Source organism: Lysinibacillus telephonicus, from assembly GCF_039654155.1.
GTDB classification, from domain to species: Bacteria; Bacillota; Bacilli; order Bacillales_A; family Planococcaceae; genus Ureibacillus; species Ureibacillus telephonicus.
This window is the reverse complement of sequence record NZ_CP155468.1, coordinates 3,645,509-3,660,937: the sequence shown is the minus strand read 5'-3', so window position 1 is coordinate 3,660,937 and position 15,429 is coordinate 3,645,509. Positions and strand designations below refer to the sequence as shown.

Sequence of the window (15,429 nt, the reverse complement as noted above, 5' to 3'; positions counted from 1 at the left end):
TTATGAAAATTTACTGTTGAATTTTTAAAATTGGTTTTATGACAGAACCATTTTTTGAAGCTTCAAATGCTTCGTTTATTTGGTCGAATTCAAAATATTTTACTAGTTTATCAAATGGAAACTTGCCTGCTTTATAATATTCCACCAGTTGAGGGATAAATACACGGGGTACTGCATCGCCCTCAATTACACCCATCATTGTTTTTCCCTCGGCCATTAAATCATTATGAACATCTATAGTCATTTCTGGTGTTACACCAACAATTGCTGCTGTACCAAGTGGTCGCAGCGCTTGTAAACATTGCCGTACCACTGGGGGAACTCCTGTTGTATCAACCGCATAATGAGTGCCGCCATTTGTAATTGCTTTTATTTCTTTTACTACATCTACTTTTGAACCATTAAATGTATGCGTTGCCCCTAGTTTCTTTGCTAGTTCTAAACGACTATCATGAACATCCACTGCTATTATTGTTTTACAGCCAACAATAGCCGCAGCCATTATAGCACTTAATCCAACTGCTCCTGCTCCATATATTGCGATTGTTGATCCAAATTCGGGTTGAATTCTATTTAACACTGTTCCTGCACCTGTTTGGATACCACATCCTAATGGACCAAGCAACGCCAAATCTACATCTTTATCTACTTTCACGACATTGCGTTCGTGTGAAATGGCATAAGTACCGAATGATGATTGTCCAAAAAAAGTTGAAAGGTCTTTTCCATCTTGACTTAAACGATGAGTATGATCGTCATTAATTCCTCCGAAGTTCAAGTCGTTAAACGTTTCACATACAGTAGGGTGGCCTGTTAAACAATTTTCACAATGTCCACAATGTGCAAATGATAGTACAACATGGTCCCCAGGTTGGATTGTTGTTACTCCTTCACCTACACGTTCAACAATTCCAGAGCCTTCGTGTCCGAGAACTGCCGGAAGTGGAGCAATTGCTGCATCACGTGCAACTGCGTCTGTGTGACAGACACCAGAAGCAACAATTTTTACTAACACCTCGTTTGATTTAGGATCTGCTAATTCAACTTCTTCAATTTTAAAGGGTTCTCCTTGGGCGTGGGTAATAGCTGCTTTAATTTTCATAACTACCTCCATTAACAGAAATTTCTGTAATAGTTTAGGCAAATAGTTATCGTATTATAAATTTTTATTAATAAATTTTACTCTTATTAGTTATATTAAAAAAATCCCAAAGGTTTCATAGTAAACCTTTGGGATATTCATTAAAGATTAGTTTTTAATAAATAAATCAAATATGTCGCCAAAATCTTCAGTATTGTATGTTTTACTATTTTCTTGCAACCATGTATTTGTAAACTCGACGATTGATTTAAACGAATCAGCTGGGGATGTTTGCCCATGACCTGTTGTTGCAAGACTTCTTGTCGCATACTCTAAGCTATCTAATGCATAATTTCTATTTTTCTCGTTTTCTCTCATGATGCGTTCAATTGTAATTAAACTTTTATATAAATCTCTAATCTTCTCAGCATAGTTTTTGTTAATATCGAGACTTAATGGAGTTTCTCCAATCGTAAATTTAATCTCAACATCAAGATCGATTGTTCCTGCTGTTTCAAGAGAGACATTGCGGATTGTGTTGAATTTATAATCATAGCGTCTTAAAGTACGCTTTTTGCTGACAGCAGAATCTCCATCAACGTGGATTAGTGCATAGTTTGTAAAGCAATATTCGTCTGCTTTTGTTTTGATTAGAAAATAAATTTTTTCTCCTTTTTCATGCAATACATAATCATCTGATTCAGTTTTATCGTAGTCTTGTGGTTCAATTACTTTCCCAATATCCGATAGTCCAAGTGCATCTGAAGCAAACTTTTTTAACATAGAATCCCTCTCCTTATTTGAAAAAAATAAAATTTTTGAATAATGGCTAGCGTATGCCAACGAGCATCTAAAGTTAATTTACCGGTCCCCGATTGGCACAAAGGTATTTTATGCATACAGGAGTGTGTAGTATGACTTTTTTCCAAAAGCTGTTCACAAAGGGAAAACTATAAACACTGCTCCTGAGATGGTACAGCCATTTTCGTAGAAAACTGTCGTCTCGAATCAGACGACATCTTTATTATAACGAAACTTTAACGGTTATCCTAACAATTCTGAAAATATGTTAAAATAAATATAAGAATACTATAAAAATACATAGGAGAATTTGAAATGTCAATAAATACCATCATATTTGATTTAGACGATACATTATTATGGGATAAAAAAAGTATAAAAACAGCTTTTGAGAAAACGTGTGATTATGCAGCACTCAAATGTGATGTAGACCCGGCAAAATTAGAAGAAGCGGTTCGACAAGAGGCTCGACGCCTTTATGAATCATATGAAATATATGATTACACTGTATTAATTGGAATTAATCCTTTCGAAGGGCTTTGGGGAACTTTTGATGATCCAACTGATTCATTTCAGAAGATGAAGGGAATTGTTCCAGAGTACCGAAAAAATGCTTGGACAAATGGACTAAATGCTTTAGGTATAGACAATGCTCAACTTGGTGCTGAACTAGGAGAACACTTTGTTGAAGAGCGCAAAAAATCACCTTTTGTATATGAAGATACTTTTGCAGTATTAGATGCGTTAAAAGGAAATTATCAATTAGTACTATTAACAAATGGAGCGCCAAGCTTGCAAAATTTAAAATTAGAAATTACCCCGGGAATTGTACCGTATTTTGATCATATTATTATTTCAGGTGATTTTGGTAAAGGGAAGCCAGATGCATCGTTGTTCGAATTTATGATGGACAAAGCAGGTATTACTGCAAGTGAAGGAATTATGGTCGGGGATAATTTAAATACGGATATTTTAGGCTCCTCTCGAGTTGGCATGAAAAACGTGTGGATTAATCGAGAAGGAAATATGAACAACTCACAAGTTACTCCAACATACGAAGTAAAATCATTAACTGAATTTAAAGAGCTTCTAAAAAGTCTATAAAAACAACAAAGCGAAATGATGAGATAATAGTCATTTCGCTGTTTTATTAAAGAAGAAGTATAAAATTTTTAAAGAGTGTTCACGGAAGAAGCACAGCCCCCGAGGTAATTTGTGTTCCACGGAATAAACGAAAATCTTCTAAATTTTTACCTTTACAACTTAATAAGAAAATTAATCTTTAACAAAGCGTTTCGCACTTTCCTATTACTCAATACTAATATTTGTGAAAAGCGGAATGATTGCAATAAGTAGAGCTAAAATAAAAACTGCAATTGAGCCTACTTTATTTTTTTCTTTCCAAAGCGTAATTGAAAAACCAACCGAATAAATTAACATTATCATTATGATTACCCAAATGAATACATTCAAATTTAATCTCTCACTTCTTGTAAATCTGGCAGTTCACTTTGACGACCGAACTCGCCAAACTTGATTTCTACTGAAATATTTACTTTCATACTTGGATATGTTTTCACCCAGTCAAAATTATCATATTCTGGAATTGTCAAGAATTCCTTCCTTCCTATTAGCGACCAACCAAATGGTTGACCTTTAAATTCCTCCTGCGTTCTCTTTACAAGATTATTAAATTTACTTGTTATTCTGTCATCTAAATATTTCTTTAAGTAATCTCTTTTTTCTTTGTTTTTTGCATAGTTAACCATGCTGTGGTTTGATAAAACTTCAATATAAAGTGGAATAGTAACGTCAATAGTAGGAGTTCCGTTTTTTAAGTTCATTTTCACTTTATTTTTACTTTTCTTCATAATTCTGGTGGTAATTCGATACTTTTCATTAAATGGATCAGGAAATGTTGTTAACATATCTTCTGCATTTAAAGATTCATTTAATATGGTAGAAAGCCGTGTTTCTTCACTATTTAGTTTTCCAACCATTTTACCTTCCTTAAAAACAGCTGATCCGCTAAATTGAGTATTATTTGTTTGTCCTTCTGTTATCAACTCTCCTGCTAAAAATTGATCTTCATCACCATGGTTTTGTCCGGAATTATTCCTCTCGGTTGTTCCATAAATTGCTAAATAGAGATCGGCATCTGCTTCGGTTATCCTAAAATATCCGTAAAGTCTTGAATCAGGTATATAGCCCTTTTCGATGCCATCATCAAGTATTAATTCAAAATATTTATGGATTCTTGTCTCGAGTTTAGGTTGATTTTCTTTTAAGAATCACTTGCATTTTCTTTTGTTACGATAAAACGTGTACTACGTTTAATTTCTCTATCTTTTGTAGCATCATACATCCATCTTATTAAATCCTTGTCCTTTGCTAATTCCTCTGATACTAAAAAGACACCTAATTGGCTATATGTTATTTCTTTTGCAACTACAGTATTTGCCATATCTTTGGCAGATATCAAATCGTTTGTTTGGAATGTAATAATTTCTCGTGGCGGTTCGTTACTTGAGCCCCCTTCTTGCTTTGAAAGCTCTGGATTTGTAATTAAATAAGTAATTTTAATTTGATTTTCATTATCGCCTTTATCTAAACCGATGGCAATTACATATGCTCTTTCATCTATTTTTGTTTGATCCCAGCATCCACTTAGGATTAGCAATAGAAATAAGAAATAAATAATTTTACTAAGAGGTTTTTGTTTTTTCAGGTTTAACATCCCCTTTCAGTTTTGCCAAAACCCATAATAGGAAGGGTAATAACAAAAATATAGGAGTTGCGGTGTGTAGAAGAGCTACTCTTAAATAAAAAATAGAGAAAGTTGGAGTCTCTGGTATTGAGCCTAAAAGTACGGTTACGGTTGCCAATGTAGGGATGATATATTCAAACTGGCGTATTTTAAATATCGTTCCAAAAAGTAAAGAGCTAATATAAAAATAAAACGCAAAGCGTGTAAAAGTAGAAAGCAGCCAAAAAGGGAAAAACAAGGATTCCACATTAGTTAAAAAACCGAATTGAATATATCGGATAGCCTCATGAAATGGATAAATAAAGTGATTAATAATGCAAGTAACCGTAAAATTCTTATAAAATTTCCGTATAAGAATCTCAAATAGTAGTCCTCGGAAGTATGGAAAAATGACCAAAAGGTAGCGGGCAGCACCAAAGAAGATGGGGAATTTTCCATCAATAAAACGATGAAGCCATCTTCAATAAATGAAGCTGCTCGGTCAGGTCTTTCAGTATATAAAATGGTTGGGAAAATGGAATTTTTACGTTCTTCAATATATTGTTCCATTAATGAAAGATTTTGAATTGAATCGACTTCTATGGAATTAACTTTTTCTTTAATAGTATTTAGCAATTCATTATTAACTAAATCTTTCTTATAAACTATATACAATTCATTTTTTGAAGTTTGGGAGACAGTAATTACTTCAACAACAAGATTTTCACTCTTAATTTTTTTCCTGATTAATGAGATGTTCGTGCTGCCTTTTTCATTAAACGCTTCTTTGGGACCTTTTAAAACAACCTCATTCTCTGTTTTTTCAATAGCTCTGCCTTGAAAGTTGCTGGAGCCAATTAGAAAGGCTTCCGAATATCCATCTACAAGAAGTGCTTCATTTCCTTTATTTATTTCCGACAGCACATCTTCAATTTTTTCAAAGGTTTTAATTGATTGAGCGGAGACGATATTTTCTATATCTTTAGAATCATCATTGTTTGAAAGTAAAGGCTCAATAACTTGTTTCTCAATTATTTTAGAATCTGAAATTGTACTAATATAAATAATTGAGGCTTTTTTGTTTAAACCGCCAATTAAAATGTTGCGGATTTTTATATCACTATTTAAAGGTATGGAATAAATCGTTTTTAAAATTTCAATTGTACTTTCTAAATTAGGGTCAATGCTTTTTTTCTTTAGAAGAGAATTTTGTTCTAATTGTTGATGCTGTTTTGATTGATTATCAAACAATTTTTTGTTTCCCCTTTTTTGTTTCTCTTTGCATACATTTCATTTATTTTGCTCTTAGAAAGAAAATTTATGTATTCATACCAAACTTATTGAGCCAATAAAAAGAGAGCCAGCAATATATGCGTGGCTCTTAACCGATTTAATATAAAGTTATAATGTAATTGCTTTTACTTCATCAATATTTTCAAGTTGAGCAACATATTCCAAGTCTAATGCCGTAACTTCATTATCAATTGTAAGCATCATTACAGCTGTACCGCCTACTTGATCACGTCCTACTTGCATTGTTGCGATGTTAATCTCTTTTTCAGCCAGCTTTGTTGCTACACGCCCGATTGCACCTGGTTTGTCAGTGTTTTTAATGTATAATAAGTGACCTTGTGGAATCACGTCTACTACATAGTTTTCAACTTTTACGATACGAGCACCTAAACCATTCAGTAATGTACCAGCTACTGAATGCACTTCGTTTTCAGTTTTTACTTCAACTGTAATTAAGTTAGTGAAGCCTTTTGCTGTTGTTGTTTTATGTTCATTAATTTTAATGCCAACACGCTCAGATAAGTAGCGTGCATTCACATCGTTTACGTGTTCGCCATGGTTTTTCTTTAATAGCCCTTTTAATCCGTTTGCAGTTAGCGGGCGAACATCATAATTTGCAACTTCACCAGCATATGAAATGTTGATTTCTTTTACTGGGCCAGCAGTAACTTGAGATAAAAATGCTCCTAATTTTTCAGCTAATTCAAAGAATGGCTCTACTTGTGCAAGCAATTCTTTTGGAATTGACGGCATATTAACTGGGTTTGTTACAGTGCCTGTTTTGAAGAATTTAATAATGTCGTTAGAGACGTCAACTGCTACAGATTCTTGAGCTTCAATTGTTGACGCACCTAAATGTGGTGTAGCAATTACTTGCGGCAACGTTAATAGTTTGTGATCTGTTGCAGGCTCTTCAACGAATACGTCAAGGGCTGCACCTGTTACTTTTCCTTCTACGATTGCATCGTATAGGTCATCTTCGTTAATAATACCACCACGAGCACAGTTAATAATACGTACGCCATCTTTCATCATAGCGAATTTTTCTTTGTTAATTAAGTTGCGTGTTTCAGGTAATAATGGAGTATGCACTGTAATAAAATCTGCAGCTTCGCAAATTTCTTCAACTGTTGCTTTTGTTACGCCAAGTTCTTTCGCACGTTCTTCTGTTAAGAATGGGTCATATGCCATCACTTCCATACGTTGACCTTTAGCGCGGTAAGCAACTTCTGCACCGATACGGCCGAAACCAACAACACCTAAAGTTTTATTTTTAAGCTCAACCCCAACATAAGATTTACGATCCCACTTACCATTTTTTAATGAATTATAAGCTTGAGGAATGTGGCGAGCAAGAGACGTCATCATTGCAATTGTATGTTCTGCCGCAGAGTTTGTGTTTCCATCTGGTGCGTTAACTACGATGATCCCATGTTCAGTTGCAGCAGCTAAGTCGATATTATCAACACCAACACCCGCACGACCAATTAATTTTAAATTTTTAGCAGCTTCAATAATTTCACGAGTAACTTTTGTTTGGCTGCGTACAAGTAAAACATGTATGTCTTCGATTTTTGCGATTAATTGTTCTGCTGTAAGACCTGTATCTATAATGACATTTAAGTTTAGTCCAGTTTCCTGACGAAGAGGGAAAATACCATCTTCACTTAACGGGTCAGCGATAAATACGTTAATTACATTAGTTGCAGTTGTAGTTTTTGTTACCATTGATTAAAACTCTCCTTTAAAAATAATTTTTCCAAATAATTTTGATAATTTTGTACCTAAACCACTAGCTCATCTTGTGGAAAGGGTAATAAATATAAAAAGCCTTTCACTCCCTACAATTATGTAAGGGGCGAAAGGCTAACTTAACATTACTTACGCGGTACCACCCTTTTTCGTTGCTGAAATACAATAAATATTTCAAACAACCTCGAAAGCAAATGCGTAACGTGCATGATTCGGATATGGCATACTACAATTTCCGCCTATCAATTCGGGAGTGGAACTACAGTCATTGAAAACGCTGATTTACACCAACCATCAGCTCTCTTTAGATTCCAAATGAAGGAGCATGTCTCCGTCATAATATTTTTTCGTTGATTTAATTGTTAACATCATAATCCCAATTGTTCAGCTTTGTCAACAGATTTTAATAAAAAAATTAAAATTCCTTATGAAAACGCTTAAGTAAACGTTAAAAACACGAACATTAAACAATTTAAATGCGAATAAAGTTCGTATAATAGAGTTTTTCTAATTTTTCAAAAATGACTATCACGGTTGTGATTTCCTGTTGAGAAATCAGAATATTATAGCGATTATATCAAAAATTCTCGTTAGAAAAATGTTCAGTAACTTTGTGAATAAAGCGAATGATAGCTTTATAACATGAACAAAAAAATAACTTGCAATTAAAGGGAAATAAAAAGGGAATCAAGAAGTTTTATATTAACTTTTACAAAGGGGTGGAAGTGTGAAATATGATGTCATTATTGTTGGGGCTGGACTTGCGGGATTGACAGCGGCATGTGAGTTAATTGACGCAAATAAAAATGTATTAATTGTTGATCAAGAACCGGCAAATTCAATTGGTGGGCAAGCCTTTTGGTCATTTGGAGGATTATTTTTAGTTGATTCACCTGAACAGAGAAGACTTGGAATAAAAGACAGCAAAGAGCTGGCTTGGCAAGATTGGCTGGGAACTGCAGGGTTTGATCGATTAGATGATGAAGATAAATGGGGATATCAGTGGGCGAAGGCGTATGTTGATTTTGCAGCCGGTGAAAAGTACCAATGGTTAAAGTCGCTTGGAATTAAATTTTTTCCTGTTGTAGGTTGGACAGAAAGAGGTGGCTCTTTGGCAGGGGGGCATGGAAACTCTGTTCCTCGTTTTCATATCGTATGGGGAACAGGCCCAGGACTTGTCGAGCCTTTTGCAAAAAAAGTAGAGCAAGCTGTAGAAGTTGGGAAAATTCAGTATAAACCACGGCATAAAGTGGATGAACTTCTTACAACGAATGGCTCAGTTGTCGGAATTCGAGGAAAAATTCTTGAAGAAAGCTCTATTCAACGTGGACAAGAAAGTTCCAGAGTAGAAATTTCTGATTTCGAATATTATGGAGATGCTGTCATTGTAGCAAGTGGAGGAATAGGAGCGAATTTAGAGCTTGTTCGAGAAAACTGGCCAACTAGACTTGGTACGCCGCCTAAAAGTATGGTATCGGGAGTGCCCGCTTATGTAGATGGAAGTATGTTGAAAATATCTGCAAATACTGGCGCGCGAATTGTAAATCGAGATCGCATGTGGCATTACACAGAAGGACTAAAAAATTGGAATCCGATTTGGAAAAACCATGGGATAAGAATATTACCCGGTCCATCATCTATGTGGTTTGACGCATTAGGAAACCGATTTAATGCACCTAACTTTCCGGGTTTTGATACATTAAGTACTTTAGAAGCGATACAAAAGACAGGTTATGAATATTCCTGGTTCATATTAACAGAAAAAATTATCGAAAAGGAATTTGCTTTATCTGGCTCTGAGCAAAATCCTGATCTTACAAATAAGAGTATAAAACAAATATTAAAACGTGTATTGCCAGGACCTCCAGTACCTGTGCAAGCATTTAAAGACCATGGTGAAGATTTTATCATTGCTGATAGTTTAAAAGATTTAGTGGATGGGATGAATAGACTTGCGGGCAATGAACTAATTGATTTTATTAAGATTAAGGATCAGATTCTTGCAAGAGATAGAGAGATGGATAATAAATTTACAAAAGATTTGCAAGTGATGGCAATTCAAAGTGCGAGAAATTATGTGGGAGATAAATTAATTCGAGTAGCTAAACCGCATAAATTACTTGCCCCTGAAAATGGTCCGCTTATTGCTGTTAGGCTAAATATTTTAACACGAAAAACGTTGGGTGGATTACAAACAAACTTAAATGGTCAAGTGCTTAATGAAGCTGGAGAACCAATTCAAGGATTATTTGCTGCGGGAGAGGTGAGTGGATTTGGTGGAGGCGGTGTTCATGGTTACAGATCGTTAGAGGGTACTTTTGTTGGAGGATGCCTGTTTACAGGAAGACAAGTTGGGAAATATTTAAGTAAATAAAGGAAAAGTGAAACAAGAAATTGAATATAGTTACTGAATGAACGTTCATTAATTAATTGGGGGTGGTCTTTGTGGCATATGAAACGATAAAAGTTGATATTGCAGATAGACGTGCAACTTTAACGTTTAACAGACCGAAAATAGCAAATGCAATGAATTTATTAATGATGCAGGAGTTAGCTGATTGTTTTGAGTTTTTGAAGGACAATCCAGAAGTTCAAATTTTAGTAATAAAGGGAGGAGGAAAAATATTCTCAGCTGGTGGAGACATCAAAATGATGATGACATCAGGAGATCCAGTCGACTTTGAAATTATTATGGGTTACATAACTCGAATGGTACTGGCTTTATACCAACTGCCGATGGTGACGGTAGCTCAAATACAAGGTGCTGCAGCAGGGTTAGGATTTAGTTTGGCACTTGGGTGCGATGTAATTGTTGTAGAAGAAAATAGTAAGCTTGCAATGAATTTTATCGGTATTGGACTTGTCCCAGATGGCGGTGGTCACTTCTTTATGAAAGAGCGAGTAGGTATAACTAAGGCAAAGCAATTAATTTGGCAAGGCAACATTATGGAACCAAAAGAAGCTTTAGATTTAGGATTAATTGATCAAATTGTTGAAAAAGGGGAGATGGAAGCTACGGTAGACCAGATAGTTGGTAAATTCCTTGCGTCTCCTATTTTAGCGGTACTTGAAACTAAAGCAATTTTGCATGCCCAAAAGCTGCCAGAGCTTAAAAAAGTTTTGGAAATGGAAGCAGCTGCTCAATCGAGAATGAGAAAAACAGATGATCACTTGGAAGGAATTAAAGCCTTTATAGAAAAACGTACACAGCAATTTAAAGGTAAATAAAAAATCGAGGCGGTTCGAAAATTTGGATCGCCTCGATTTTTGAATTTATATCGTATTATATTTCATTTGTGAAGTTACCGCCCTGATTAACAATATCGCCCATGTTTGTGAAGTTACCGTCCTGATTAACAATATCGCCCATGTTTGTGAAGTTATCGCCCTAATTTATGACAATATCGCTCTTAAATATGAAATAGAATAAGCTTCCCTGAAGAATTCACAAGTCGATGGGTTTTATCGGCTACTGCCATTTCTTCAATTTTTTTTTGTCCTTCTACTTTTGCCAGTGCTTCGCTTTCAAAAGTCCATACTTCATCGAATAAAACTTCCCCTGTTTTTTCAAATGCTGTAAAACGATAATTCTCCATAGTATCCAACCCCTTTAGATAGAAGATATTAACATTATACATAATATATTGAGATAATTCATGAAAAATATCGATTTATCGATGTATTAAAGGAATATTAGTTTTATATAGAGTTCATTATGTTTTCAATCGTTTCAGTTGTGTTCCCATGTTACAATAGAATTAAGAAAAAGAGAATAAAAAGTAATAAACGAATAAAGGAGTGTTTGCTTATGAAAGGAATTACACAACTCCAAGCGGGTGAGCCAGTTAATCAGTTTCTATTAATTAAACAAGCTATAAAAGGAGTTACAACAGTAGGAAAACCTTTCATGACACTCATCTTACAAGATAAGAGTGGGGATATAGAGGCGAAGCTTTGGGATACAAATGAAGAGCATGAAAAAATTTACCAACCAGAAGTAATTGTCCATATTGGTGGAGAAATTCATGACTATAGGGGAAAAAATCAACTTCGCATTAAGCAAATAAGAGTTGCGAAGGCTGATGAAGGAATTCAAATTAATGATTTATTGCCTTCTTCTACTACCCCTAAAGAGGAACTTTTTGAGGAGTTAACACAATTTTTCTTTGAAATTAAGAATCCTAGTATTTCTAGAATTACTAGATATTTAATTAAAAAGCATCAACCTGAGCTAATAGTTTTTCCAGCTGCATCTAAAAACCACCATGATTATGCTTCAGGTTTGCTCGATCATGTTGTATCAATGCTGCGGCTTGGAAAGACGATTTGTGACTTATATCCGTCCTTAAACCGTGATTTAATTTATGCCGGAATAATTCTGCACGATGTAGGTAAGGTAAAGGAACTTACAGGCCCTATTGCAACTTCTTATACAGTAGAGGGTAATTTATTAGGCCATATTTCAATTATGGTGGATGAGATAGGTCAAGCAGCAAAAGAGTTGGGTATTGAAGGTGAGGAAGTAGTAGTATTAAAACACATTGTTCTTTCTCATCATGGTAAAGAAGAATGGGGAAGCCCGAAAAAGCCAATGATTCAAGAGGCTGAAATTCTTCATTACATTGATAATATTGATGCAAAAATGAATATGTTAACAAGAGCATTGTCAAAAACTAAACCTGGCGAATTTACAGAAAGATTATTTGCATTAGACAATCGTTCATTCTATAAGCCAACGTTTGAATAAATAATTTTGAAGGCATCCCAAAGTTGGGGTGTCTCTTTTTTGATTACATACGCTTTGGCGGTCTATAAATTAAAGGTTCTATAATAAATGTTGGGGTTTTTAAACAATTTCTAAAATAAAAATGCACAACATCACCTATTTTACTATACTTGAATTGACGAGAAACAAGTAGTAAAGGTGAGTTGTGCAATATGAATTTTAACATGCATTTACCAGGATTAAAAGGAGTAAACCTTGAGGAAATTGTTGAACAAGAAAATAGAATTTTAGTGTATATTTCAATACCCATAAAAGAACACATTTGTCCAGCATGTGGTGAAAAGACGTCGAAAGTACATGACTATCGAATGCGTAAGATTGGGCATCTTCCAATGTGGGGACGTTCAACGCAATTGATGTATAAATGCCGCCGTTATCGTTGTATTTGTGGGAAGCGATTTGCCGAAAAGGCCCCATTTGTTGAGCGTTACCAGCGTTTTTCTAAGGAAACAAATCAAGCCATGATTATTCAATCGGTTAAATCAAAAACATTTAAAGATGCTGCAATGATACTCAGTACATCCATTTCAACGATACTACGTAGATTCAATAAACAGACAAAAGCAGCGTTACCAGAAGGGTTTCGTTTACCAAAGGCGATTGCCATTGATGAATATAAAGCAGATACAGATGCCGGGGAATATCAGCTAATTATAGCAAATGCGGAAACACATGAACCAATTGATATTTTGCCGAATCGGCGACTACAAACGATAAAAACATATTTACAAAAATATGGACAAGATGTAGAAATTGTTGTGATGGACATGAATGGAAGCTTTAAAGCAGCTGTCCATCAAGCATTAGCAAAGCCAATCATTGTAGCGGATCGATTCCATTATTGTCGTTATATTCATTGGGCTTTAGATGACGTCAGAAGGAAAGTTCAAAAAGAAATGCATGCTTATGATCGCAAAAAATGTAAACGTATGCGATTTGTTTTACATAAAAACTCTGCAAAATTAACAGAAGATGAGCGTTGGTATTTAAACCGTTATCTTGGATTATCACCTGAATTAAAAAAAGCCTATGAGTTAAAAGAAGCGTATAAAAAGTGGTTTACACAAGCTAAGGAAGAGAAGAATATTCAAAAGGTGAAGGAAGGTTTAGAAGCGTTTTACCGCAAGGTAGAAGAGGCAAACATTCCATCTTTTATAAAACGTATTCAAACGATAAAAAACTGGCAGGTAGAAATCTTAAATAGCTTTGTCTTTAACTATTCAAACGGGTTTTTAGAAGGTATTAACAATAAATCAAAAGTGCTCAAGCGAAATGCTTATGGCTTCCGCAAATATGAGCACTTTAAAGCAAAAATATTATTAGGTCACATGTATAGAAAAATAGGGTTGTATGTTGGGTGAGGGAGCGAAGCGAGCCGCGACCTACCCATACATTCCTTCCTCGCTACGCTTCGGAAGAAATGTATGGGCAGGAAAAGTTAATCTTATACTCAAATTCTCTTGTTCTCTCAAGTGTTACCCCAACATTTGACAAAGGACCAAATTAAAAAGATTGAAAAGTAATATAACCTTATATATACTTTTATAAATGGAAAATGGAGGATATAAAATTGAATTTACCAAATTGCCTGAAATGTAACTCACAATATACGTATCAAGATGGAGAGCTTTTCATTTGTCCAGAATGTGCATATGAATGGACAGTAGATGAGCAGGTTGAAGAAGGTTTAGTTGTTAAAGATGCAAATGGCAATATTTTAGTAGATGGCGACGCGGTTGTGGTTATGAAGGATTTAAAAGTAAAAGGGAGTTCATCTACTTTGAAAATAGGGACGAAGGTAAAAAATATTCGATTGGTTGAAGGAGATCACAATATTGATTGTAAGATTGATGGGTTTGGTGCAATGAAATTAAAATCAGAGTTTGTAAAGAAAGCTTAAATAAAGAATACAAGTATCATAAACGCAAAACCCTATGCTACTGGGATTATTCAGAACAAAACACACCGCATAAAAGTTACACGGTGTGTTTTGTTTATTATTATTTTATTATTTAGCTTCTTCTTTAGTCTCTTCTTTTGAATCTTCTTTAGCTCCGTCAGAATCTGATGATGTTGTGTAGTGATCTAAAGCTGCTTTTAAGTCTTCATCTTTAATATCGATATCAGCTTCTTTTACTAACTCTTTGATTTTTGCATTCCAGTCGCCTTTAGTAGCTGCAATTGCTTCTTTAATTTCATCTTTTTTCTCTTCTAAAGTGCCGTAATCTTTAACTTCACGCTTGTCCGTAACTTGGATAATATGGTAGCCGAATTGTGATTTTACTGGTTCACTAATTTCATTAACTTCTAATGCATAAGCAGCATCGTTAAATTCTGGAACCATTGAGCCAACAGTAAACCAACCAAGTTCTCCGCCGTTAGAAGCTGATCCATCTTGAGAATATTCTTCCGCTAATTTAGCGAAGTCTCCACCATTGTTAAGCTTCTCAACTACTTCATTTGCAGTTTCTTCATCTGCAACTAAAATATGACGGGCATTTAATTCATATTTACCTTGTTCATAGTAGTTTTTAATTTCTTCGTCTGTTACTTCAACATCTTTTGTAGCTTTTTCTTGTAGAAGTGAGAAACGTACATTATCCTTGAATGCACTTTCAGTTAGGCCGTTTGCTTCTAATACTGATTGGAAAGAGTCACCATATTGTTCTTTAACAGTATTGAATTGTTCTTCCACTTCTTCATCTGTTACTTCATAGTTATTTTCAAGAATTTGTTCAATGACTACTTGTTCTAATAATGCATTCCCAGCAAGGTTTTTTATGTCTTCATAAAATTGATCTTTTGTAATATCGCCATACGTTGTTGATACAACTACTTCATCGCCCGAGTTACATGCAGCTAGTGCGAAGACAGAAGTAGCAAGTGTTAATGCTAATAATGGTTTTTTCATCGGTATAATACTCTCCTAACATCATTTAAAATCAGTTAAATCAATAGTAACTATAACAT

At 34.7% G+C, this 15,429-nt stretch carries 16 protein-coding genes; 6 read left to right on the top strand and 10 right to left on the bottom strand.

What is annotated here, in order from left to right:
- Positions 1 to 10: 10 nt before the first annotated feature.
- Both MKY04_RS17765 and MKY04_RS17760 read right to left on the bottom strand, forming a co-directional pair.
- Positions 11 to 1,102, bottom strand: coding sequence for an NAD(P)-dependent alcohol dehydrogenase (locus tag MKY04_RS17765; RefSeq protein WP_126293450.1), 1,092 nt, complete (start codon positions 1,100 to 1,102; stop codon positions 11 to 13).
- Positions 1,103 to 1,249: 147 nt separating this feature from the next.
- Positions 1,250 to 1,864 carry a PH domain-containing protein gene (locus tag MKY04_RS17760; RefSeq protein WP_126293449.1) on the bottom strand — a complete coding sequence of 205 codons (615 nt, stop codon included), beginning with the start codon at positions 1,862 to 1,864 and terminating at the stop codon, positions 1,250 to 1,252.
- A 333-nt stretch (positions 1,865 to 2,197) separates the two neighbouring features.
- Here MKY04_RS17760 and MKY04_RS17755 point away from each other — a divergent pair, with 333 nt between their 5' ends.
- A complete protein-coding gene (locus tag MKY04_RS17755) occupies positions 2,198 to 2,986 on the top strand; it encodes an HAD family hydrolase (protein ID WP_126293448.1) in 789 nt (262 codons plus the stop codon).
- A gap of 204 nt (positions 2,987 to 3,190) precedes the next feature.
- On the opposite strand, the gene MKY04_RS17750 is transcribed toward MKY04_RS17755, so the two are convergent.
- The 6 genes from MKY04_RS17750 to serA all read right to left on the bottom strand — a co-directional run bounded on the left by MKY04_RS17750 (position 3,191) and on the right by serA (position 7,649).
- The gene (locus tag MKY04_RS17750) at positions 3,191 to 3,328 is read right to left on the bottom strand and encodes a hypothetical protein (RefSeq protein WP_185807650.1); all 138 of its coding nucleotides are present in this window, start codon (positions 3,326 to 3,328) and stop codon (positions 3,191 to 3,193) included.
- Between the two features lie 29 nt (positions 3,329 to 3,357).
- On the bottom strand, positions 3,358 to 3,948 hold the full coding sequence (locus MKY04_RS17745; protein WP_346234857.1) for a Ger(x)C family spore germination C-terminal domain-containing protein: 591 nt from the start codon (positions 3,946 to 3,948) through the stop codon (positions 3,358 to 3,360).
- Positions 3,949 to 4,166: 218 nt separating this feature from the next.
- A complete protein-coding gene (locus MKY04_RS17740; protein WP_346234856.1) occupies positions 4,167 to 4,619 on the bottom strand; it encodes a hypothetical protein in 453 nt (150 codons plus the stop codon).
- Positions 4,588 to 4,920 (bottom strand): GerAB/ArcD/ProY family transporter, encoded by a 333-nt coding sequence (locus tag MKY04_RS22315; protein ID WP_400195070.1) that lies wholly within the window; start codon positions 4,918 to 4,920, stop codon positions 4,588 to 4,590. Before MKY04_RS22315 ends, MKY04_RS17740 begins: the two co-directional genes overlap by 32 nt.
- Complete coding sequence (locus tag MKY04_RS17735; protein ID WP_346234855.1) at positions 4,902 to 5,879, bottom strand: spore germination protein; 978 nt, start codon at positions 5,877 to 5,879, stop codon at positions 4,902 to 4,904. The genes MKY04_RS22315 and MKY04_RS17735 overlap by 19 nt, the downstream gene beginning before the upstream one ends.
- Before the next feature lie 150 nt (positions 5,880 to 6,029).
- Complete coding sequence (gene serA / locus MKY04_RS17730) at positions 6,030 to 7,649, bottom strand: phosphoglycerate dehydrogenase (RefSeq protein ID WP_346234854.1); 1,620 nt, start codon at positions 7,647 to 7,649, stop codon at positions 6,030 to 6,032.
- Positions 7,650 to 8,400: 751 nt separating this feature from the next.
- On the opposite strand from serA, the gene MKY04_RS17725 reads away from it, so the two are divergent.
- On the top strand, positions 8,401 to 10,047 hold the full coding sequence (locus MKY04_RS17725; protein ID WP_346234853.1) for an FAD-binding dehydrogenase: 1,647 nt from the start codon (positions 8,401 to 8,403) through the stop codon (positions 10,045 to 10,047).
- A gap of 71 nt (positions 10,048 to 10,118) precedes the next feature.
- A complete protein-coding gene (locus MKY04_RS17720; RefSeq protein WP_346234852.1) occupies positions 10,119 to 10,901 on the top strand; it encodes an enoyl-CoA hydratase in 783 nt (260 codons plus the stop codon).
- Positions 10,902 to 11,083: 182 nt separating this feature from the next.
- On the opposite strand, the gene MKY04_RS17715 is transcribed toward MKY04_RS17720, so the two are convergent.
- Positions 11,084 to 11,269, bottom strand: a complete 186-nt coding sequence (locus tag MKY04_RS17715; RefSeq protein ID WP_126293441.1) for a YhzD family protein — start codon at positions 11,267 to 11,269, stop codon at positions 11,084 to 11,086.
- A 212-nt stretch (positions 11,270 to 11,481) separates the two neighbouring features.
- On the opposite strand from MKY04_RS17715, the gene yhaM reads away from it, so the two are divergent.
- From yhaM to MKY04_RS17700, 3 genes are all read left to right on the top strand, one after another.
- Positions 11,482 to 12,420, top strand: a complete 939-nt coding sequence (gene yhaM / locus MKY04_RS17710; protein WP_126293440.1) for a 3'-5' exoribonuclease YhaM — start codon at positions 11,482 to 11,484, stop codon at positions 12,418 to 12,420.
- 191 nt (positions 12,421 to 12,611) lie between these two features.
- Positions 12,612 to 13,820, top strand: coding sequence for an ISL3 family transposase (locus tag MKY04_RS17705; RefSeq protein ID WP_346234717.1), 1,209 nt, complete (start codon positions 12,612 to 12,614; stop codon positions 13,818 to 13,820).
- Positions 13,821 to 14,029: 209 nt separating this feature from the next.
- Complete coding sequence (locus MKY04_RS17700; protein WP_246020203.1) at positions 14,030 to 14,359, top strand: zinc ribbon domain-containing protein YjdM; 330 nt, start codon at positions 14,030 to 14,032, stop codon at positions 14,357 to 14,359.
- A gap of 108 nt (positions 14,360 to 14,467) precedes the next feature.
- Here the strand turns inward: MKY04_RS17700 and MKY04_RS17695 are convergent, their stop codons facing one another.
- Positions 14,468 to 15,370, bottom strand: a complete 903-nt coding sequence (locus MKY04_RS17695) for a peptidylprolyl isomerase (protein WP_126293438.1) — start codon at positions 15,368 to 15,370, stop codon at positions 14,468 to 14,470.
- Positions 15,371 to 15,429: the final 59 nt, after the last annotated feature.

What these genes read in the sequence shown, in the direction of transcription:
- MKY04_RS17765 (WP_126293450.1), bottom strand. Translation starts at nt 1,102, where the DNA reads ATGAAAATTAAAGCAGCTATTACCCACGCCCAAGGAGAACCCTTTAAA.
- MKY04_RS17695 (WP_126293438.1), bottom strand. Translation starts at nt 15,370, where the DNA reads ATGAAAAAACCATTATTAGCATTAACACTTGCTACTTCTGTCTTCGCA.
- MKY04_RS17715 (WP_126293441.1), bottom strand. Translation starts at nt 11,269, where the DNA reads ATGGAGAATTATCGTTTTACAGCATTTGAAAAAACAGGGGAAGTTTTA.
- serA (WP_346234854.1), bottom strand. Translation starts at nt 7,649, where the DNA reads ATGGTAACAAAAACTACAACTGCAACTAATGTAATTAACGTATTTATC.
- MKY04_RS17740 (WP_346234856.1), bottom strand. Translation starts at nt 4,619, where the DNA reads ATGTTAAACCTGAAAAAACAAAAACCTCTTAGTAAAATTATTTATTTC.
- yhaM (WP_126293440.1), top strand. Translation starts at nt 11,482, where the DNA reads ATGAAAGGAATTACACAACTCCAAGCGGGTGAGCCAGTTAATCAGTTT.
- MKY04_RS17755 (WP_126293448.1), top strand. Translation starts at nt 2,198, where the DNA reads ATGTCAATAAATACCATCATATTTGATTTAGACGATACATTATTATGG.
- MKY04_RS17760 (WP_126293449.1), bottom strand. Translation starts at nt 1,864, where the DNA reads ATGTTAAAAAAGTTTGCTTCAGATGCACTTGGACTATCGGATATTGGG.
- MKY04_RS17750 (WP_185807650.1), bottom strand. Translation starts at nt 3,328, where the DNA reads ATGATAATGTTAATTTATTCGGTTGGTTTTTCAATTACGCTTTGGAAA.
- MKY04_RS17705 (WP_346234717.1), top strand. Translation starts at nt 12,612, where the DNA reads ATGAATTTTAACATGCATTTACCAGGATTAAAAGGAGTAAACCTTGAG.